The sequence below is a fragment of the Marinobacter sp. genome (genome assembly GCF_041690455.1).
In the GTDB taxonomy this organism is placed as follows: Bacteria; Pseudomonadota; Gammaproteobacteria; order Pseudomonadales; family Oleiphilaceae; genus Marinobacter.
In genome coordinates this window covers 1-19348 of sequence record NZ_JAWLHI010000006.1, presented here as the reverse complement: position 1 = coordinate 19348, position 19348 = coordinate 1, and the positions used below count along the sequence as shown (strand labels likewise).

Sequence of the window (19348 nt, the reverse complement as noted above, 5' to 3'; positions counted from 1 at the left end):
TGCGCAACCCGTTCAGTCGTTGGCATGGCTCCGGAGGCGGACATGGTCGCAGATCCCCGTTACCTGCTCAAAGTTCAGAATCAGGGTGTGCACGGTGTTGGTATAGGTATCGTGCAGGTGGAACTTGAACCGTTGCTGCTTTTCCCCCTGTAGGAAGGCGTCGTACTCCCGGACCAGCTCGCGGACATCGCCGCCCTCGTTTTTGGTCCAGGTGGCGTTGAAGGGACCGAGCACGGCGCCGCCGGCCAGGCAGATGGTGACTTCGTGGTTGGTCAGTCCGGTGTCGGAATTGCTCATGGCGCTGGGTCTCCTGTTCCCTGGGGTTGGTGAGATAAGTGTAGACCCTGCAGGCAAAATCGTGGGCTCAGGAAACCGATCCCAGCAGGCTGGTAAGCAGCGCCCGGAGGCGGTTCGGTTTGACCGGTTTGTTGAGAATCGGAAGGTGTTGGCTGCGCATGAGCCGGCGGGTGTCGTCGCTCCGGTCAGCGGTGACGATCGCGGCCGGCACCTCGTGGCCCAGCCTGCTCCGCAGCCCGCGGATAGCCTCGCAACCAGTGAGCCCGTCATCCAGATGGAAGTCGGCCAGAATCACATCCGGTTCATAATCGTCATCGAGCATGGCCAGGGCCTCGGCCTCACTGCCTGCCGCCAGCACCTCACAGCCCCAGCGTTCCAGCAGCAGCCCCATGCTTTCCAGCACCGCCGGTTCATTATCGATGACCAGTACCCTGGCATTTTCGAAACCCTCGCTGATCGCCGCCAGGGGTCGCGGGGTAATCGTGGCCGGGGTCATCACCTCCTCCCCGGCCGGCAGTGTCACGGTGAAGCGGGACCCCCGTTCGGGACGGGATGCCACATCCACCTGGTAACCCAGGATCCGGCACATACGCTCCACGATCGCCAGGCCCAGGCCAACCCCCTGGCGCCCGCCGGTTCCCTGCGGCAACAGCTGGTGAAACTCGGTAAAGATTTCCCGGAGCTTGCTCTGTTCGATACCGACACCGGTATCCCAGACATCAATGCGCAGCTGGCCCCGCTTTTTCCGGACCGCCAGCACCACCCCGCCAGTGCGGGTGTAACGAAAGGCGTTGCTCAGGAGATTGCGTACAATCCGGGTCAGCATCCGTGCGTCCGTGCGAATCACGGCAGGGCGCAACCGGAGCCGGAATTCCAGGCCCGCGTTGGCGGCAACCGCCTCGAACTCCTCACCCAGGCCCCGCAACAGCTCTTCCAGGTTGACCGGGACCAGATCCGGCTGCATCGCCTGCTGATCCAGTTTGGAGATATCGAGCAGGTCCGCCAGCAATTCCTCGGCCCCCTCCAGCGCCCGGTGGACCTGGTGCACCATCCGGCTTTCCTGCGCCGGCAAATCGCTGTCCTGCAGGGCGGAAATCATCAGCCGGGCGGCATTGAGGGGCTGCAGCAGGTCATGGCTGGCCGCCGCCAGATACTTGTCCTTGCTGAGAATGGCGTTCTGCAATGCCTCGGTACGCTCCTCGACCCGCCTCTCCAGGTCGAGGTTCATCTGTTCCAGCTTCTGCCGTGCCTGGACCCGCTCGGTGATGTCAGCCACAAAAGCCTCCACCACCTCCGGCCCGAGATCCGGGCGGCGCAGCAGGGTAATGGCCACATGCACCGGGGTATGATCGGCTCGCTGCAGGCAGGTTTCCCGGGCACTGAGGCTGCCCTGATCCAACAGCTCCTGGCGGATGGTGTCGAACTCGGCGGAGCGACAGAACAACTGCTCCCGCAGGCGGATCACTTTCTGAGTGAGGTGCTCCGGGCTGTCATAACCGCAGATCCGGGCCATGGCCGGGTTGCAGGCCAGAAAGCCGCCCCGGAGATTGGCCTGGAAGATGCCATGCAGGGCATTCTCGAACAGCCACTTGTAGCGGTTCCGCTCCCGCTCCAGTTCGTCGATTCGGTCCTGCAGCGCAGGGTAGTAGTTCTTGCGCACGGACTGGCTTCCCAGCCCGAGCAGATCGCCTATTCCGTAGCCGGTATCCTGTTGATCAGAGGGCTTCTTCATAGACGACCTGAACATCCCTCAGGGAGGATTTACGCGGATTGGTGAGAATACAGGGGTCCTGCAGGGCATAGCCCGAAAGATAGGGAATATCGGAGTTGGTCACCCCGAGCTGGGCCAGGCGCGCCTCCAGGCCGACTTTCCGCTTCAGATCGATGATGCGGGTCATCAGGCGTTTCTTGATCTCCTGTTTGCCCATGCCCCGGGTGTCGATATCCATGGCTTCCGCCACGCGACGGAACCGGTCTTCCGCGGAGGGGAAGTTATAGGCCACCACGTGCTCGAGCAGCAACGCGTTGCACAGGCCGTGGGGCAGATCCAGGAAACCGCCCAGGCTGTGGGACATGGCATGCACCGCACCCAGGATGGCGTTGGAGAACGCCAGGCCGGCCTGCATCGAGGCCAGCATGATCTGCTCCCGCAGATACGGATCCGCGGTATTGGCCACCAGCGGCTCCAGGTTGCGATTGATCAGCCGGATCGCCTCCAGGGCATGAGTATCGGTCAGTGGCCCGCTGCCGGTGGACACGAACGCCTCGATAGCATGCACCAGGGCATCCACCCCGGTGCAGGCGGTCAGGTAGGCATCCATGGTCTCGGTTACTTCCGGGTCGATCAGGGATACATCCGGCACCACGGCCTTGCTGATGATGGAAAACTTGAAGCGGCGGTTGGGGTCGGAAATGATCGCGAACTGGGACACATCCGCCGAGGTACCGGCGGTGGTCGGGATCAGGATCAGGGGTGGCGGCGGATTGGTGATGGTATCTACACCCTCGAACTCCAGGATGCTGCGGCCATGGGTCGCCACGATACCAATGCCCTTGGCACAGTCCATGGGACTGCCGCCACCAATGGCCACGATGACATCACACTCACTGGACCGGTAGAGCTCGGCCCCGGCCATCACCTCGTCAACCTTCGGGTTGGGCGAGACACCGGTAAACACCGTCGACTGGATGCCGGCCTCGGTCAGCAGGTCGACGATTTCACCAACCCAGCCTGCCGCTGCAACGCCGGGATCGGATACCAGGAAGACATGACGGGCACCGAAGTTGCTGGCGAAATTGGCCACAGACCGGCGCGACCCTGCACCAAAAACGATTTCCGGTGAAACAAACTTGCGAAGCGCAGAGATGTCATGGCTCATGGAGGCTGTTCTCGTCGGCTTGTTGTTATAGGAATAGCCAACAGTTTAACTCAAGTGATCCGGCTGATCATTGGCCTTTTGGCTGTGTCGGCGGTAGAAACTGTGCAACCACTCGAGCATGCTGGCCTGGTTCTGACGCTGGCGAAAACCATGCCCCTCGTCCTCGAACCAGTGCAGTTCCGGTGCACCACCGGCCGCTTTCATGGCCCGGACCATGGCGCGGGTCTGGTCCGGCACCACCACCCGGTCCTGCCCGCCCTGGAAAAAGATCAACGGCGCACGAATCCGCGCCGCATGACGTAACGGGGTACGGGCCTGCCAGCGCTCCGGATGCAGGTCCGGGGATCCGAGTAGCCAGTCCAGGTAACCGGACTCGAACCGGTGGGTCATTGCCCGCAGTCTCATGGGGTCGGTAACCCCGAAAAGACTGGCGCCGGCAACAAAACGATCACTGCCGATCAGCGCCATCAGGGCAGTGTAGCCGCCGGAACTGCGTCCCTGGATGAACGTCCTCTGACCGTCCGCGAGACCGCGGGAGGCCAGGTAATCGGCGGCGGCGCTCATATCCGCCACGTCGATCTCGCCCCAGCGTCCTGCCAGGGCCTGGCGGAACCGGCGTCCGAAACCGCTGCTGCCCCGGTAGTTCACTTCAGCGACAGCGAATCCTCGCTGGCACCAGAACTGGATCTGGGGGTTGTAGACCGGGTAAGCCGCCGAGGTCGGTCCGCCATGGGCCATCAGGATCAGAGGTGGAGGTTCATGGATGTCAGGCTCTGGCGTGTACAGAAAGCCCTGTACTGGCAAACCATGACTGTCCGGTGCCGGGACAGTGAAGGCGTCGGGGCAAATGGCCGAATGGCCGGGGAACGGCTGCTCACAACCGGCGCGGATTCGCACCTCTCCGTTATCGGGGTTTACCTCGACTATGGCATCCAACCGGTCAGGAGAGCGGGCCACGCAGTAAAGCCGCCCGCGCCAGTGGGCCAGGGAGCGGAAATCGGTGAACCCCTCGGCCATCCGGACTTCGTCGGCGTTATTCCCGGCACGGACCCACAGTTCACCGGCGCCCTCACGATAGCGGACACGGGCCCAGCCGCCACCCAGCAAGGGGCAATGATGACGTTCTCCCAGCTGCCAGGGGGCATTGGCGTGATCCAGCCGGGACGCAGACGATGACTGCCAGGAAATCTCTCCGCCCTGCTGATCCAGACGCCAGGGCTGCCACCAGCCGTCGTGGTCGGACAGCACCCACAGGTCCTTGCCATCGAAAACCGGCTGCTGGATAGAGCCTTCCGCCGGCGCCGAAAGGCAGTGCAGGTTCTGCAATTGCCCGGTCGGATCGAGTTCCCCGGTCCAGAGCCGGGTACGCAACCACGGCATGTCCGGCAGTTGCCAGCTGATCCAGGCAACCTTCTGGCCATCAGCAGACAGCGCCGGAGCCCCGTAGAAGTCCTCCCCCTCGTGCAACACCTGTGGGCGACCGTCCCCTTCGATGGCGACCAGTTGCTGCCGGCCGCCAGTCTCGCGCACCGCCAGAATCCGGTTGCGGAAACCATCGGCAACCAGTCCGCCCCAGCTTGCTTCCGGCTCATCCAGCACCAGCGCCGGCTGCGACGACGATAGTGACACGGCGATCAGTTGTTGCCGGTCGGTGACGGCGATCACCCGATCGCCCAGCACCGCGAAGGAACCACCACCATAGCCGTTGATTCGGCTGCCTATTCCCGTCTTGCCAGTCAGCAGGGTTTTGAGTCCGTCGTCGCCGAGGTGCCGGATCACGTTGCCGCCGCGGTCGGGATCCGCTTCCAGCCAGAACAGCCCGGCATCGGAAACCGCCAGTTCCGCCCGCTGGGCATGGCCGGCACAGACCTGGTGCGCGCTCAGAACAGGAGATGACAGGGAGACACCCCCGGGTTGCCGGGGCCGTTCAGCCCCGGAAGAAAAGCCTGGAGTTGTTGGCATTGCGGTACACCAGCTCGTCAAGGCCGGCCGTGGCGTGATCGGCGGCTCTCCGTGCCGCCAGGATGCGGTCATGGTGTGGGGACTTGCTGCACACCGGGTCGGCGTTGTCGGCATTGCCCGTCAACAGGTAGGCCTGGCAACGGCAGCCGCCAAAATCCTTGTCCTTCTCGTCACAGGAGCGGCAGGGCTCTGGCATCCAGGCATCACCACGGTAGTGGTTGAAGCCCGGGCTGTCGTACCAGATCTCTTTCAGGCTCAGATCCTTCACATTCGGGAAGTCGATCGGCAGCAGGCGCGCGCTGTGGCAGGGCAAGGCGGTGCCATCCGGCGCCACCGTCAGGAACAGGCTGCCCCAGCCGTTCATGCAGGCCTTCGGGCGCTCCTCGTAGTAATCCGGCGTGACAAAGATCAGCTTCATGGCCGAGCCCCTGGCCTGCAGCCTGGCCCGGTAGTCATTAACCTCGGCTTCCGCCTTGTCCAACTGGGCTTTCGAGGGCATCAGCCCTTCCCGGTTCTGGAACGCCCAGCCGTAGTACTGGCACGTGGCCAGCTCGACGTAGTCGGCACCCAGCCGTTCACACAGCTCGATGATGTCCGGCATCTGGTGGATGTTGTGCCGGTGAATGACGAAATTGAGCACCATCGGGTAGCCAGCCGCCTTGACCGCCCGGGCCATGGCCAACTTCTGTTCGAACGCCTTGCGGGAGCCCGCCACGGCATTGTTCAGGTCCGGATCGGAGGCCTGGAAACTGACCTGGATATGGTCGAGGCCGGCCTCGGCGAAAGCGTCCACCTTGGCTTCGGTGAGCCCCAGACCGGAGGTGATCAGATTGGTGTAGTAGCCCAGTTTGCGGGCTTCGGCGATCAGCTCTGGCAGGTCGGGACGCACCAACGGCTCACCACCGGAGAAACCCAGCTGGGCAGCCCCCATTTCCCGGCCCTGGCGCAGCACGCTGAGCCACTGTTCGGTGGTCAGTTCCTGTTCGGTCTGGGCGAAATCCAGCGGGTTGGAGCAGTAGGGACACTGCAGCGGACAGCGATAGGTGAGTTCCGCCAGCAACCACAGTGGCGGTCCGACTCCGGATTGTGACGGTTGCGCGGTCATACCCACTCGATCCAGTGTTGTTGCTCGGCATCGTTCAGGAAATCCCGGACATCCGGCCCGAGATCGCCAGCCTCCGGAAACTGCTGCTGCAGGGACGCGACAATCGCGTCCACATCCCGCTGGCCATCCACCTCGTTGAGGATCGCCCCGGCGCTGCCATTGAGTTTCACCATCCCCTCCGGGTAAAGCAGCACATAGCAGTCCTGGGCCGGCTCCCACTGGAACCGGAAGCCACGACGGAAACGGGGAATCTGGCTCATGGTGTTCTCGCTCACAGTCCCCGGTGCCACACTTGCCGGTCGGTGACCGTGTGGTACGGGGGCGTTTGATGCATATAGGCCATGGTCAGCGCATCCAGCATAGACCACAGGATATCCAGCTTGAACTGAAGGATCTCAAGGGCGCGGGTCTGCTGGGCCTCGGTAACAAAGTGATCCAGGGTAATGCTGAGCCCGTGCTCCACATCCCTCCGGGCCTCCGACAGCCGCTTGCGGAAATAGCTGTAACCGCCCTCCTCGATCCAGGGGTAATGGGAAGGCCAGCTGTCCAGCCGGGACTGGTGGATCTCCGGGGCGAAAAGCTCGGTCAGGGACGAACAGGCCGCCTCCTGCCAGGTCGCCCGGCGAGCAAAATTCAGATAGGCATCCACGGCAAAGCGCACCCCCGGCAACACGTGGCGCTGATCGATCACCTCTTCCCTGGTCAGTCCCACCGCTTCGGCCAGGGACAGCCAGGCCTCGATGCCGCCGACATCGTCATCGTGGCCGTCATGGTCGAGGATGCGCTGCAGCCAGAGCCGGCGCACGCTGGCATCCGGACAGTTGGCCATGATGGCGGCATCTTTCTGGGGAATCCTGATCTGGTAGTAGTACCGATTGGCGACCCAGCCGCGGATCTGCTCCGGCGTACATTGTCCGCCATACATGGCTTTATGGTAGGGGTGGTGAATGTGGTAGTACTGCCCCTTGCTGCGCAAGGCCTGCTCGAAATCCTGGCGGTTCATGGCGGTGTTGTTCGCTTTGGCGTTCATGGCTGCCCCGACAGATCGATATGCATACCGTCCTCGGACACCTCGATGCCGTGCTCGACCAGTTCGGCGCGCTCGGGGGAATCCTCGTCCAGGATCGGATTAGTGTTGTTGATGTGAATGAGTATCTTGCGACTCGCGGGCATGGTGTCGAGTACCTCGATCATGCCACCGGGCCCGCTCTGGGCCAGATGTCCCATGGACTGCCCGGTCTTGGTGCCCACTTCCTGCCGGATCATCTCGTCGTCGTGCCAGACAGTGCCGTCCACCAGAAGGATGTCCGCCTTGCGCATCCAGCCAAGGATCCGTTCATCCGGCTGGCCCAGCCCCGGCGCGTACAACACCTTGGTCCCGGTGCGGGTATCCCGAACAAAGATGCCGATGTTGTCACCCGGATGCGGGTTGTCGCGCCGGGGTGAATATGGCGGCGCGTTGCTCAGCAGCGGAATGGCTGTCAACTGCAGGGACGGGGCACAGGGAATGCTGAATTCCACCTGTTCCGAAGCTTCAATCTCCCGCCAGCTCAGACCGCCATTCCAGTGCTTCAGCATGGTGAACAGGGGGAATCCGGAGCTGAGATCGTCGTGTACCTGGCGGGTACACCATACGTCCATGGGAAGCCCTTCGCGCAGGGATAACAGGCCGGTGGTGTGATCCACCTGGCTGTCCATCAGGACGATGGCACTGATCCCGGTGTCACGCAGTGCGTGGGCCGGCTGCATGGCCGGAAACGCGGCCAGCTGCGCCCGGATGTCCGGAGATGCATTGAAAAGGATCCAGTGTTCGCCGTCTTCGCTGACCGCAATGGAGGATTGGGTACGCGCCTGCGCATTCAGGGTGCCGTTACGGAAGCCTGCGCAGTTGCTGCAATTACAGTTCCACTGGGGGAACCCGCCACCGGCGGCGGAGCCAAGGATATGAATCTGCATGGAAAAGTCCGGAGAGGAAACGGCCAGCCCGACAGCGCTGGCCGACTCTCACTCAGCGGTTGGCGAAGTACATGGTGACTTCAAAACCGATCCGCAGGTCTTCGTAGGCTGGTTTGGTCCACATAATGCTCACCTCTTGTCATTGTCATCATTGTTCGAACATCGGGTGTAACAGCCGGCATCACCGACTACACCTACTTATACTAGAGACTGTGGAAAACGGCCAATATGGTACTTTAGAACTGTTCTTCGCCCCCTGAAAGTAGCACCGCCCTCGCTCCGAGGTCGAATTGAGACTCCCCTCGATCTCCCTAGCATGGAACAAGGAAAATAATAACTTTAAGGAGTCTCCTGATGGCCGGGCGAATCATGCTCTTGCTGCTGTGCCTTTCCCTGTTCCCGATACCTCTGCAGGCCGAACTGAACGACGCCAGGCATGCCGTTATCCAGGAGCTGTTCCCGTCTGCCACCGTCATTGAGGACAAGCTGGAAGACTTCCCGGTGTATCCGGTTTACCAGCTCCAGCAACTGCTCGGTTACGCCTACGAGTCCACGGACCTGAGCCGGCTCCAGGGCTTTGCCGGCAAACCCATACGGATGATGATCGGGCTCGATACAAAGGGCCGCTTTACCGGGGTCAAAGTGCTGGACCACCACGAACCGGTATTCCTGCACGGGCTGGGCGAAGAGCCGATGTTCGAGTTTGTGGACCAGTACGAGGGCCGGTCCCTGCGGGAGCAGATCATCGTGCAGTCATCGAACTCCTCCCGCTCTGGCAAAACGTCGGAGGGAGACGTGGTCTACTTCGATGGGGTCAGCAAGGCCACCGTTTCGGTCCTGATCATCAATGACACGGTCCTGTCTTCCGGCCTCAAGGTAGCGCGCCAGAAGCTGGAGGCTTTCGCTCAGGCTGCCCCCACCCGCGCCCGGCCGGACTTCTTCGAACCACTGGACTGGAACCGGCTGATTGAACGGGGCTTTATCGGCAGGGCCACCGTTCCGGTCGAGTCCGTAGAGGAAAAGCTCGGCCGCCCGCTGTCCGATTACCCCGCCGACCTGAATCCTGCCGATAACGAACCGTTTGCCGAGCTGTTTTTCGCCTACATGAACTCGCCGATGGTGGGCCGGAACCTGCTCGGGGACGACGGCTATCGCCGTTTCATGGAGCGGCTGGGGGAGAATGAAAGGGTTATGCTGGTTGGATCCAGGGGCGTGTTCCCCCATGTCAGTCCAGACTTCACCCCGGGCAGTTCGCCCGACCGCATAGGCCTGGTGCAAAACAACCTGGCGGTGGAGATGCGGGATCTCAACTGGCTGGACCAGAGCCTGCCCCTGGTGGCGGAGGGGATGCCCGAATTTGAAGCGGCGAACCTGTTCCGGATCGGCGGCAATGCCGGCTTCAACCCCGGCGCCGAATCCCATCTCAAGCTCCATATCGAACTGGCACGAAACCACCTGATATCAGACAGTGCCACCTTTGATCTGCCGGTTTCCTTCAATGAGCAGCTGTTTGAAACGGTGGAGATTGCCGCACCGGCGGAATCGACCCGCGAGCCGGTGTGGGTCGGTCTGTGGAAGGAACGCTGGTGGCAGATTGCCCTGCTGGTGGCCAGCCTCACGGTGCTGACGATTGTTTTTGCCAAACAGAAAACCTTCAGTCGTCACCCGAAACTGCTGCACCGGTTCCGCTGGGGCTTCCTGTTTTTCACCCTGTTCTTCATCGGCTTCTACGCCCAGGGCCAGCTGTCGGTGGTGAACATCTATACCCTGTTGCTGGCCATCTGGGACGGCTTCTCCCTGGATGTATTCCTGCTCGACCCGGTGATCTTCATCCTGTGGACCTACACCTTAATCACTCTGTTCATCTGGGGGCGCGGGCTGTTCTGCGGCTGGTTATGCCCTTTCGGTGCCCTGCAGGAAATGGCGGCCTGGCTGGGTGAGAAACTTCGCTTCCGGCAGATCAAGGTGCCCGAGCACTGGCACCGCCGGCTGATCCTGCTGAAATACCCGATCCTGTTGGGGCTGGTGGGCACCGCCTTCTATTCCCTGACGCTCGCCGAGCAGCTGGCCGAGATCGAGCCATTCAAGACCAGCATTACCCTGGTTTTCTGGCGTTACTGGCCTTTCGTCGCCTATGCCGTGGGTTTGCTGGTGATCGGTATGTTCATCCACAAGTTCTATTGCCGTTACCTGTGCCCGCTGGGCGCCGGACTGGCGGTATTGGGCCGTTTCCGGCTGTTCAGCTGGCTGGAGCGCATCGACCGCTGCGGCTCGCCCTGCCAGCACTGCAAGAACGAGTGCGGCATCAACGCCATTCGCAAGGACGGAAGGATTGACTACGACGAGTGCATCCAGTGCCTGGAGTGCGTGGTGATCCTGAGAGACGAGAACCAGTGCGTGGACAGCATCATCCGGAACAGGCAGGAGCAGAAGCAGCGGGCGCAGATTCTTGCCACCGATGCCGCGGGGGCATAAATGCCACGGGGTCTGATGAAAGCCTTCATCTGACCCCTTTTTTAGGTCGAGACTCCGAGGCTGGACTTGAAAATGGGGTCAGAAGAAAGCGTTCTTCAGACCCCTACTCCGAAGTCAGGACACAAATCCCGGGGTCTGATGAAAGCCTTCATCTGACCCCTTTTTAGGTCGAGACTCCGGGGACTGGACTTGAAAATGGGGTCAGAAGAAGGTGTTCTTCAGACCCCGTTTCATGCCCGAGACAAGAAAAAAGCCCCCAAGCGGGGGGCCAAAGAGAGATCATTCACATCCATGTGGGGACACGAAGCGCGGGCCCACGGGCCCGCGCACCGAGGCGTTGCGGTCCGAAGAAACCCCGCGGGTGGGGGTCGTAGCTGACCAGCATGTTCTTGGTCTGCTGGTAGTGCTCGAGCGCCATCTTGTGGGTTTCGCGGCCAACACCGGACTTCTTGTAGCCACCGAAAGCGGCGTGAGCCGGGTAAGCGTGGTAGCAGTTCATCCAGACCCGACCGGCCTGAATGTTGCGACCCATGCGATAGGCGAGGTTGGTGTCGCGGGTCCAGACGCCAGCACCCAGGCCGAACTCGGTGTCGTTGGCAATCGCCAGGGCTTCTTCCTCGGTCTTGAAGGTGGTAACACCCACCACCGGGCCGAAGATTTCTTCCTGGAACACGCGCATCTTGTTGTCGCCCTTGAACAGGGTCGGCTGGATATAGAAGCCGTTGTTGAACTCCTCGTCCAGATGCTCGCGGTCGCCGCCGGTCAGCACCACGGCGCCTTCCTGCTTGCCGATCTCCAGGTAGGACATGATCTTGTCGAACTGTTCCTTGGACGCCTGGGCACCCACCTGAACGTCGGTATCCAGCGGGTTGCCGCGCTTGATGGCCTTGGTGCGCTGGATGACCTTCTGCATGAACTCTTCGAACATGTCTTCCTGGACCAGGGCCCGGGACGGGCAGGTGCACACCTCACCCTGGTTGAAGAACGCCAGCACCAGACCTTCCACACACTTGTCGACGAATTCAGGCTCGGCCTGCATGACGTCGGAGAAGTAGATGTTCGGGGACTTGCCGCCCAGCTCCACGGTGGACGGAATGATGTTGTCGGCAGCGCACTTGAGGATGTGGGAGCCCACCGGGGTAGAGCCGGTGAAGGCAATCTTGGCGATGCGCTTGCTGGTGGCCAGGGCCTGGCCGGCTTCGATGCCGTAGCCGTTGACGACGTTGAGTACGCCCGGCGGCAGCAGGTCACCGATGATTTCCATCAGCAGCAGGATGCTGGCAGGGGTCTGCTCGGCTGGCTTGAGCACGGTGCAGTTACCGGCAGCCAGACAGGGGCCCAGCTTCCAGGCCGCCATCAGCAGCGGGAAGTTCCAGGGGATGATCTGGCCGACAACGCCCAGCGGCTCGTGGAAATGGTACGCCACGGTGTTGTGGTCGATCTCGCCCATGTGACCTTCCTGGGCACGGATGCAACCGGCGAAGTAGCGGAAGTGATCGGCTGCCAGCGGGATGTCGGCATTCAGGGTTTCACGAACGGCCTTGCCGTTGTCCCAGGTTTCGGCGACAGCCAGTTTTTCCAGGTTCGCTTCGATGCGATCGGCAATCTTCAGCAGGATGTTGGAACGCTCGGTGGGCGAGGTCTTGCCCCAGGCCGGCGCGGCCTTGTGTGCGGCGTCCAGCGCCAGATCGATGTCTTCGGCGGTGGAGCGTGGAATCTCGCAGATCACCTCACCGGTCACCGGCGTGATGTTCTCGAAATACTGGCCTTTGACAGGCGCCACCCACTCACCGCCAATGTAGTTCTCGTAGCGGGATTTAAAGGAGACGACAGAACCTTCTTTTCCGGGTTGTGCGTAGATCATGTTATCGACCTCTTGTTGTGTTTATCGCATGGCAACGCGGCCTTTCGCGTTTACCCATTCAATGTAGACCCCGATCCGCAATAGTTGAATGATGCGATAGAGGCGAAAAACTCGTTCATTGGTAGTAGATGTACGAACAAAGTCAGGCGCACTGAAAGGGACGCCCCTGCGCACCGCCACTGTGCGCTCGCACTCAATCGGTGCTCTTTGCACTGGAAAGCCCACGCCTTTCCCCTTGAAACCAAAGACTTACCAATCTGGCACAGACTTCGCAAAGGCTATAGCACGCAGCGAGACGTCGGTTCCTGAAACCACAATCAAAGCGCGACAATCTGACAAATGGTCAACTAGGGTTCCGGCCTGTTTTGCCGAAATAAAGGTAATGCAGGTGCCTGGTCCGAGAGTTGACGGCCTTTTCCAAGGCTACACGGCGGGACAAAAGCCCGGGAGGATCGATCAGTTACTGACGCCTCTCGTGTTTCTGAAACCCAAGCCAGGAGGAAAAGGCCATGCTCGAAACGGCATCCCCCCTCTACGACGATCTGATTCCCGGCGGATCCCACTGGTCCTTCATCATGCGCCGCGGCCACGTGCTGCGCCTGATTGACGAGCTCGGCGGCACCAACGTCGGCATGCTGATGTACAACCCCGAGAATCCCCTCGAACGCTACAACATGCCCGACACCCTGAAGAACCAGCACACCTTCCTGCTGACCAAAGGGCATGTCCTGTTGTCCGACATGGGCCGGGTCTTCGCCTCCATCATCCGCGATGACCTGGGCTGGCATGACACCGTGTCCGGCACCTGCAATGCGGATCTGGTGGCGCAGCGCTGGGGTCGCAAAACCTATCAGGAAGCGCACAACCAGTATCACCGCAACGGCTTCACCAGTTTTCTCAACGAGCTGGCCAAGTACGGCCTGGGCAAGAAGGATCTGACCGCCAATCTGAACTGGTTCAGCAAGGTAAAGACCGATAACGAAGGCAACATGGCGTTTGTCAGTGATCACTCCCATGCCGGTGCCACCGTGGACCTGCGCTTCGAGATGGACACCATTGTGGTGCTGCACACCTGCCCGCACCCGATGAACCCGGCCACTGACTACCCGAGCCGCCCGCTCAGGTACCAGCTGTTCAAGGCCGCTCCGGTGACCGATGCCGATCCGTGCAAGACCTCGTCGCCGGAGGCCACTCGGGCCTTCGCCAATAACGCCCTGTACCACCTGTTTCAGTAACGGAGGCCGGAGATGATCAAAGAAAGCACCCTGCACCCGGAAACCGCCAGCTTCAGCGAAACCGTGCCTGCCGGTGACTACTTCCTGAAAGTGGTCAAAGCGGGAGAAACCGTCCGCATCCTGGATCTGGAAGGCAACCAGGCGGCCGATACCCTGTTCTACAACGCCCATAACCCGACCGAACGCTACAGCGCCGTGGACACCATTCGCGAACAGGGCAACGTGTACCTGACCGCCGGCTCGCAGCTGATCTCGTCGGAAGGCAACGTCATGCTCAAGATCACCGCCGATACCTGCGGTCGCCATGACACCCTGGGCGGTGCCTGCGCCGCCGAGAGCAACACCACCCGCTATGCCCTGCACAAGAAATGCATGCACGCCTGCCGCGACAGCTGGCTGGTGGCGGTGACCGAACACGAGGAGCTGGGCATGACCAAGCGGGACATCACCCACAACATCAACTTCTTCATGAACGTACCGGTCACTGCCGAAGGTGGCCTGACCTTCGCCGATGGCATCTCGGACGCCGGCAAGTACGTGGAACTGGAGGCGAAGATGGACGTGCTGATGATGATTTCCAACTGCCCGCAACTGAATAACCCCTGCAACGCCTATAACCCGACCCCGATCGAGGTGCTGGTATGGAGCTGAGCAGCAAGGTAACCAAAGTCCTGATCGCCAATCGCGGTGCCATCGCCTGCCGGATCATCCGGACCCTGAAAGCGATGGGCATCACCTCGGTGGCGGTCTATGCGGAGGCTGATTTCGACTCCCTCCATGTGCGCCAGGCCGATGAGGCCTGGTCTCTCGGCGAAGGTAACGCAACGGCCACGTACCTGGACCAGGACCGGCTGTTTGAAATCCTCCGGGAAAGCGGCGCCCATGCGGTTCATCCGGGTTACGGATTCCTGAGCGAGAATCCGGAATTTGCCCGCCGGTGTGAAGCCGAAGGCGTGGTGTTCCTGGGGCCGACACCGGAGCAGATGGAACAGTTCGGCCTCAAACACACTGCCCGGGCCCTGGCCGAAGAAGCGGGCGTGCCACTGTTGCCGGGTACCGGCCTGCTGACCGGTTTGGAGCAGGCGGTGGCCGAGGCTGACAGAATCGGCTATCCGGTGATGCTCAAGAGCACTGCCGGCGGTGGTGGTATCGGCATGTCCCGCTGCTTCAGCGAGAAGGAGCTGCGCAAGAGCTTTGAATCGGTGCAGCGGCTCAGCCAGAACAATTTCAGTAACAGCGGTGTATTCCTGGAGAAGTTCGTCGAGCACGCCCGCCACATCGAGGTGCAACTGTTCGGGGATGGCCAGGGTACCGTGGTGGCCCTGGGCGAACGGGACTGCTCGGCCCAGCGTCGCAACCAGAAGGTGATCGAGGAGGCTCCGGCACCCGGCATCGCCGACGATATTCGCCAGGCCATGCACCGGACCGCACAAGCCCTGGGCGAGTCCATCGCCTACCGCAGTGCCGGAACCGTGGAGTTCATCTATGACCCGAATACGGCCGATTTCTACTTCCTGGAGGTGAACACCCGCCTGCAGGTGGAGCACGGAGTGACCGAGCAGGTATACGGCGTCGATATCGTCCGGTGGATGGTGGAGCTGGGGGCCGGCAGCCTGCCCGATCTCAATCGGCGCGCGGCCGCGCTCAAACCGCAGGGTCACGCCATCCAGGCGCGGATCTATGCCGAAGATCCCAACAAAGATTTCCAGCCCAGTGCCGGCCTGCTTACCCGCGTCGAATGGCCCACGGATGCGAGCCTGCGGATCGACCACTGGATCCAGCCAGGTACCGAAGTATCCCCCCTGTTCGATCCCATGCTGGCCAAGGTGATCGTCCACGATCAGGACCGGGAAGCCGCCAGAGAGAAGCTGCTCCGGGGCCTGGCGGATACTGGCCTCTACGGCATCGAAACCAACCTTCTCTACGTCCAGCAGGTTCTGGAGGATGTCCGCTTCCGGGAGGGCAGACTCTATACCCGGACCCTGAATGAATTCCGTTACCTGCCGCCGACCGTCGATGTCATCTCCGGCGGAACCTTGACCACAATCCAGGACTACCCGGGTCGGGTCGGTTACTGGGAAGTAGGCGTGCCGCCTTCCGGGCCTTTCGACAGCTATTCCTTCCGCCTGGGCAACCGGCTGCTGGGGAACGACAAGACCGCTGCCGGCCTTGAGATCACCCTCAAGGGACCGACCCTCAGGTTCAACCGTAGCAGTCAGATCGTGTTGGCGGGCGCAGAACTGGAAGCGAGCCTGGATGGCACACCCCTGCCCTTCTGGCAGGTAATCGATGTTCCCGCGGGGTCAACCCTGACCCTGGGGGCAGTCAAAGGTGCCGGTGCCCGCGCCTATGTGCTGTTCCGTGGCGGCCTGGATTGCCCGGAGTACCTGGGCTCCCGCGGCACCTTCACCCTGGGCCAGTTCGGGGGCCATTGCGGCCGCGCCCTGCGCGCCGGTGACGTGCTGCACCTTGGTAATGCTGAACCGGTTGCAGCTGTTGAGCCGGGCAAGGGCATGAAGCCCGCCATCGGCAAAACCTGGTCCCTGCATGTGACCTATGGACCCCATGGCGCTCCGGATTACTTCACCGAGGAAGACATCGAGACCTTCTTCGACAGCGAGTGGGAGATTCATTACAACTCCAGCCGCACCGGTGTGCGCCTGATCGGCCCGAAACCGGCGTGGGCCCGCAGCGATGGCGGCGAAGCGGGTATGCATCCGTCCAACATCCATGACAACGCCTACGCCGTCGGCACTGTGGATTTCACCGGCGACATGCCGGTCATCCTTGGCCCGGATGGCCCGAGCCTGGGCGGATTTGTCTGCCCCGTGACGGTGATCAGTGCCGATCTCTGGAAGCTGGGCCAACTCAAGGCCGGAGACAAGGTGCGCTTTGTGCCGGTTACCCAGGACCAGGCCGTGGCCCTGCGCGAGGCTCTGGAAGAATCCCTCGACACCCTGATTCCGGCCACCGTCAGCGTCACTCCGACCCGGGCCGAAACCCCGATACTCCGTGCACTTTCCTCCAAAGAACACGAAACCGGAGTGGTCTACCGGGCCGCCGGCGACAACTACGTGCTGGTGGAATACGGCCCCATGGAACTGGATATCCGGCTGCGCTTCCGGGCCCATGCCCTGATGCTGTGGCTGAGGGAGCAGGCTCTTCCTGCGATCCTGGAACTGACGCCCGGCATCCGGTCCCTGCAGGTGCACTACGACAGTCAGGCCCTGCACGACAGTCAGGCCCTGCGCCAGACGGACTTGCTGGACCTGCTGGTCAGTGCCGAAAAGGAACTGGAACAGCAACCGGAGTGGGATGTGCCCGCGCGCATCGTGCACCTGCCGCTGTCGTGGGATGACGAGGCCTGCCAGACCGCCATCGCCAAATACATGCAGTCGGTGCGCAAGGATGCCCCCTGGTGCCCGAGCAACCTGGAGTTCATCCGCCGGATCAATGGCCTGGAGAGCATCGACGAGGTCAAAAAGACGGTCTTCGATGCCAGCTACCTGGTCATGGGCCTGGGCGATGTCTACCTGGGTGCGCCGGTCGCAACGCCCATGGATCCGCGCCATAGACTGGTCACCACCAAGTACAACCCGGCCCGGACCTGGACCGCGGAAAACTCGGTGGGCATCGGCGGCGCTTACCTGTGCATCTATGGCATGGAAGGTCCCGGTGGCTACCAGTTTGTCGGGCGGACCCTGCAGATGTGGAACCGCTACCGCACCACCGAGCAGTTCGAGCCCGGCAAGCCCTGGCTGCTCCGGTTCTTTGACCAGGTGCGTTTCTACGAGGTCGGCGCGGACGAACTGAAACGCATCCGCCGTGACTTTCCCAACGGCGACTATCCGATCAAGGTCGAGCACACCCGCTTCAACCTCAGGGACTACCAGCAGTTCCTGGAAGATCACGGCCAGGAAATCGCCGAATTCACCGGCAAACGCCAGCAGGCCTTCGATGAGGAACTGCAGCGCTGGATCGAGTCAGGCCAGATCAATTTCAGCGCCGAGACGCCCATCGAGGATACCGGCGAGGACGACATCACCAACCTTCCCTCGGGCCAGCACGCGGTGGAGAGCCACGTCGCGGGCAACGTCTGGGAATGCCTGGTGAAACCAGGCCAGATGATCGAAGCCCAGCGCCCGGTGGCGGTGGTGGAGTCCATGAAAATGGAAATCGAACTGCTGAGCCCAGTCGGTGGCCGTGTGATCGAGGTCCGCCGCGAGGCAGGCCAGGCAGTCGCTCCGGGCACGCCGGTGGTGATTGTGGAAGAACAACCAGCCTGACGCCAACAACTGAAAACGACATAACCAGACGGGCATGGCCCGAGGAGAGCTACCATGAAAACACGTAATCTGAGCAAACAACTGGGCGCCGGTGTACTGGCCGCCTCCCTGTCCATGGGCGCCCTCGCCCAGGAAAAGGATTCCTTCAGCATCGCCTGGACCATCTACGCCGGCTGGGTACCCTGGCAGTACGCCGAGGACTACGGAATCATGAAAAAGTGGGCCGACAAGTACGACATCGAGGTCGATATCGTTCAGGTCAACGACTACATCGAATCCATCAACCAGTTCACCGCCGGACAGTTTGACGGCGTTGTGGCCACCAGCATGGATGGCCTGTCCATCCCGGCGGCTTCCGGTGTCGATACCACCGCCCTGATCGTCGGTGACTACTCGAACGCCAACGACGGCCTGGTCTCCAAGGATGCCAAATCCATGGAAGAGCTCAAAGGCGAGACCGTACACCTGGTGGAGCTGTCCGTGTCCCATTACCTGTTGGTTCGGGCGCTCGATACCGTTGGTCTGGAAGAACGCGACATCAGCGTGGTGAACATCTCCGATGCCGATCTGGTGTCCGCGTTCCAGACCGACGACGTGCGCCATGTCGCCACCTGGAATCCGCTGCTGACGGAAGTTGCCAACTACCCGGGCGCAACCCCGCTGTTCGACTCCAGCCAGATTCCGGGTCACATCAAGGATCTCACACTGGTGAATACGGAGACTCTCGAAGATAACCCGAAACTGGGCAAAGCCCTTGTAGGTGCCTGGTATGAAACCATGAGCATTCTGGCTTCCGATTCCGAGGAAGGCGAGGAAGCCCGGGCCTTCCTGGGCGAGCTTTCCGGTACCGACCAGCTTGGCTATGAGGCTCAGCTGGATGGCATGAAAATGTTCTGGAAGCCGGAGAACTCGGTGGAGTTTATCCGCAGCGAGGAAGCCCGTGAGGCAATGGACAGCGTTCGCCAGTTCTCTTTCGAGAAGGGCCTGCTTGGGCAGGGCGCTATGAGCCCGGACTTTGTCGGCATCGAGTTTCCGGATGGTTCAATCATGGGCGACAAAACCAACGTGAAGTTTCGATTTAACGACAGCTACATGCAGATGGCGGCTGACGGGAAGCTCTGAGCTCATCCTGCTTGCCTGATTGGGAGTGTGAGGGCACGATTTGGTTCGTGCCCTCTTTTTTTTGGCTTGGGTGGGGGAGCCTTTCCAAAACCCGCTCCTTCGGCACGTCCCTGTGACGCTTGAGCTCCGCCATCCATGGCTCCGCACAGTTTTGGAAAGGCTCCCCC

The 19348-nt window shown here is 61.5% G+C and carries 14 protein-coding genes, 1 pseudogene and 1 riboswitch; of the genes and pseudogenes, 5 read left to right on the top strand and 10 right to left on the bottom strand.

Annotated features, from left to right (window positions below; all coding sequences use genetic code 11):
* Positions 1-12: 12 nt before the first annotated feature.
* The 9 genes from ACESMW_RS02240 to pqqA form a co-directional block, all read right to left on the bottom strand.
* On the bottom strand, positions 13-297 hold the full coding sequence (locus tag ACESMW_RS02240) for a hypothetical protein (protein WP_092003762.1): 285 nt from the start codon (positions 295-297) through the stop codon (positions 13-15).
* Between the two features lie 67 nt (positions 298-364).
* The gene (locus ACESMW_RS02235; RefSeq protein WP_372985457.1) at positions 365-2029 is read right to left on the bottom strand and encodes a NahK/ErcS family hybrid sensor histidine kinase/response regulator; all 1665 of its coding nucleotides are present in this window, start codon (positions 2027-2029) and stop codon (positions 365-367) included.
* Positions 2013-3176, bottom strand: a complete 1164-nt coding sequence (gene ercA / locus ACESMW_RS02230; RefSeq protein ID WP_372985456.1) for an alcohol dehydrogenase-like regulatory protein ErcA — start codon at positions 3174-3176, stop codon at positions 2013-2015. Before ercA ends, ACESMW_RS02235 begins: the two co-directional genes overlap by 17 nt.
* Before the next feature lie 45 nt (positions 3177-3221).
* On the bottom strand, positions 3222-5138 hold the full coding sequence (locus tag ACESMW_RS02225; RefSeq protein WP_372985455.1) for a prolyl oligopeptidase family serine peptidase: 1917 nt from the start codon (positions 5136-5138) through the stop codon (positions 3222-3224).
* Positions 5104-6243, bottom strand: a complete 1140-nt coding sequence (gene pqqE, locus ACESMW_RS02220; RefSeq protein WP_372985454.1) for a pyrroloquinoline quinone biosynthesis protein PqqE — start codon at positions 6241-6243, stop codon at positions 5104-5106. The genes ACESMW_RS02225 and pqqE overlap by 35 nt, the downstream gene beginning before the upstream one ends.
* Positions 6240-6518: a pyrroloquinoline quinone biosynthesis peptide chaperone PqqD gene (gene pqqD / locus ACESMW_RS02215; protein ID WP_372985453.1), complete on the bottom strand. Its 279-nt coding sequence runs from the start codon at positions 6516-6518 to the stop codon at positions 6240-6242. The genes pqqE and pqqD overlap by 4 nt, the downstream gene beginning before the upstream one ends.
* Complete coding sequence (pqqC, locus tag ACESMW_RS02210) at positions 6515-7273, bottom strand: pyrroloquinoline-quinone synthase PqqC (RefSeq protein WP_372985452.1); 759 nt, start codon at positions 7271-7273, stop codon at positions 6515-6517. The genes pqqD and pqqC overlap by 4 nt, the downstream gene beginning before the upstream one ends.
* Positions 7270-8199 carry a pyrroloquinoline quinone biosynthesis protein PqqB gene (pqqB, locus tag ACESMW_RS02205; RefSeq protein WP_372985451.1) on the bottom strand — a complete coding sequence of 310 codons (930 nt, stop codon included), beginning with the start codon at positions 8197-8199 and terminating at the stop codon, positions 7270-7272. The genes pqqC and pqqB overlap by 4 nt, the downstream gene beginning before the upstream one ends.
* Before the next feature lie 52 nt (positions 8200-8251).
* Positions 8252-8323: a pyrroloquinoline quinone precursor peptide PqqA gene (gene pqqA / locus ACESMW_RS02200; protein ID WP_007153157.1), complete on the bottom strand. Its 72-nt coding sequence runs from the start codon at positions 8321-8323 to the stop codon at positions 8252-8254.
* A 230-nt stretch (positions 8324-8553) separates the two neighbouring features.
* Here pqqA and ACESMW_RS02195 point away from each other — a divergent pair, with 230 nt between their 5' ends.
* Entirely contained in the window at positions 8554-10674 is a 2121-nt protein-coding gene (locus ACESMW_RS02195) for a 4Fe-4S binding protein (RefSeq protein WP_372985450.1), read from the top strand.
* A gap of 346 nt (positions 10675-11020) precedes the next feature.
* On the opposite strand, the pseudogene ACESMW_RS02190 reads toward ACESMW_RS02195, so the two are convergent.
* Positions 11021-12538: pseudogene (locus tag ACESMW_RS02190) on the bottom strand (aldehyde dehydrogenase family protein); the annotation flags it as partial.
* A 336-nt stretch (positions 12539-12874) separates the two neighbouring features.
* A riboswitch (guanidine-I (ykkC/yxkD leader) is annotated at positions 12875-12990 on the top strand.
* A gap of 57 nt (positions 12991-13047) precedes the next feature.
* On the opposite strand from ACESMW_RS02190, the gene ACESMW_RS02185 reads away from it, so the two are divergent.
* The 4 genes from ACESMW_RS02185 to ACESMW_RS02170 are packed head-to-tail and all read left to right on the top strand — an operon-like array spanning position 13048 to position 19181.
* Complete coding sequence (locus ACESMW_RS02185) at positions 13048-13773, top strand: urea amidolyase associated protein UAAP1 (RefSeq protein WP_372985449.1); 726 nt, start codon at positions 13048-13050, stop codon at positions 13771-13773.
* A gap of 12 nt (positions 13774-13785) precedes the next feature.
* The gene (locus tag ACESMW_RS02180; protein ID WP_372985448.1) at positions 13786-14424 is read left to right on the top strand and encodes an urea amidolyase associated protein UAAP2; all 639 of its coding nucleotides are present in this window, start codon (positions 13786-13788) and stop codon (positions 14422-14424) included.
* On the top strand, positions 14415-18059 hold the full coding sequence (gene uca, locus ACESMW_RS02175; RefSeq protein ID WP_372985447.1) for an urea carboxylase: 3645 nt from the start codon (positions 14415-14417) through the stop codon (positions 18057-18059). Before ACESMW_RS02180 ends, uca begins: the two co-directional genes overlap by 10 nt.
* A gap of 54 nt (positions 18060-18113) precedes the next feature.
* Positions 18114-19181: a putative urea ABC transporter substrate-binding protein gene (locus ACESMW_RS02170; protein WP_372985446.1), complete on the top strand. Its 1068-nt coding sequence runs from the start codon at positions 18114-18116 to the stop codon at positions 19179-19181.
* Positions 19182-19348 lie beyond the last annotated feature (167 nt).

Excerpts from the sequence above, each read along its gene's own strand:
- ACESMW_RS02240 (WP_092003762.1), bottom strand. The coding sequence starts at position 297 with ATGAGCAATTCCGACACCGGACTGACCAACCACGAAGTCACCATCTGC.
- ACESMW_RS02235 (WP_372985457.1), bottom strand. The coding sequence starts at position 2,029 with ATGAAGAAGCCCTCTGATCAACAGGATACCGGCTACGGAATAGGCGAT.
- ercA (WP_372985456.1), bottom strand. The coding sequence starts at position 3,176 with ATGAGCCATGACATCTCTGCGCTTCGCAAGTTTGTTTCACCGGAAATC.
- ACESMW_RS02225 (WP_372985455.1), bottom strand. The coding sequence starts at position 5,138 with ATGCCAACAACTCCAGGCTTTTCTTCCGGGGCTGAACGGCCCCGGCAA.
- pqqE (WP_372985454.1), bottom strand. The coding sequence starts at position 6,243 with ATGACCGCGCAACCGTCACAATCCGGAGTCGGACCGCCACTGTGGTTG.
- pqqC (WP_372985452.1), bottom strand. The coding sequence starts at position 7,273 with ATGAACGCCAAAGCGAACAACACCGCCATGAACCGCCAGGATTTCGAG.
- pqqB (WP_372985451.1), bottom strand. The coding sequence starts at position 8,199 with ATGCAGATTCATATCCTTGGCTCCGCCGCCGGTGGCGGGTTCCCCCAG.
- ACESMW_RS02195 (WP_372985450.1), top strand. The coding sequence starts at position 8,554 with ATGGCCGGGCGAATCATGCTCTTGCTGCTGTGCCTTTCCCTGTTCCCG.
- ACESMW_RS02185 (WP_372985449.1), top strand. The coding sequence starts at position 13,048 with ATGCTCGAAACGGCATCCCCCCTCTACGACGATCTGATTCCCGGCGGA.
- ACESMW_RS02180 (WP_372985448.1), top strand. The coding sequence starts at position 13,786 with ATGATCAAAGAAAGCACCCTGCACCCGGAAACCGCCAGCTTCAGCGAA.
- uca (WP_372985447.1), top strand. The coding sequence starts at position 14,415 with ATGGAGCTGAGCAGCAAGGTAACCAAAGTCCTGATCGCCAATCGCGGT.
- ACESMW_RS02170 (WP_372985446.1), top strand. The coding sequence starts at position 18,114 with ATGAAAACACGTAATCTGAGCAAACAACTGGGCGCCGGTGTACTGGCC.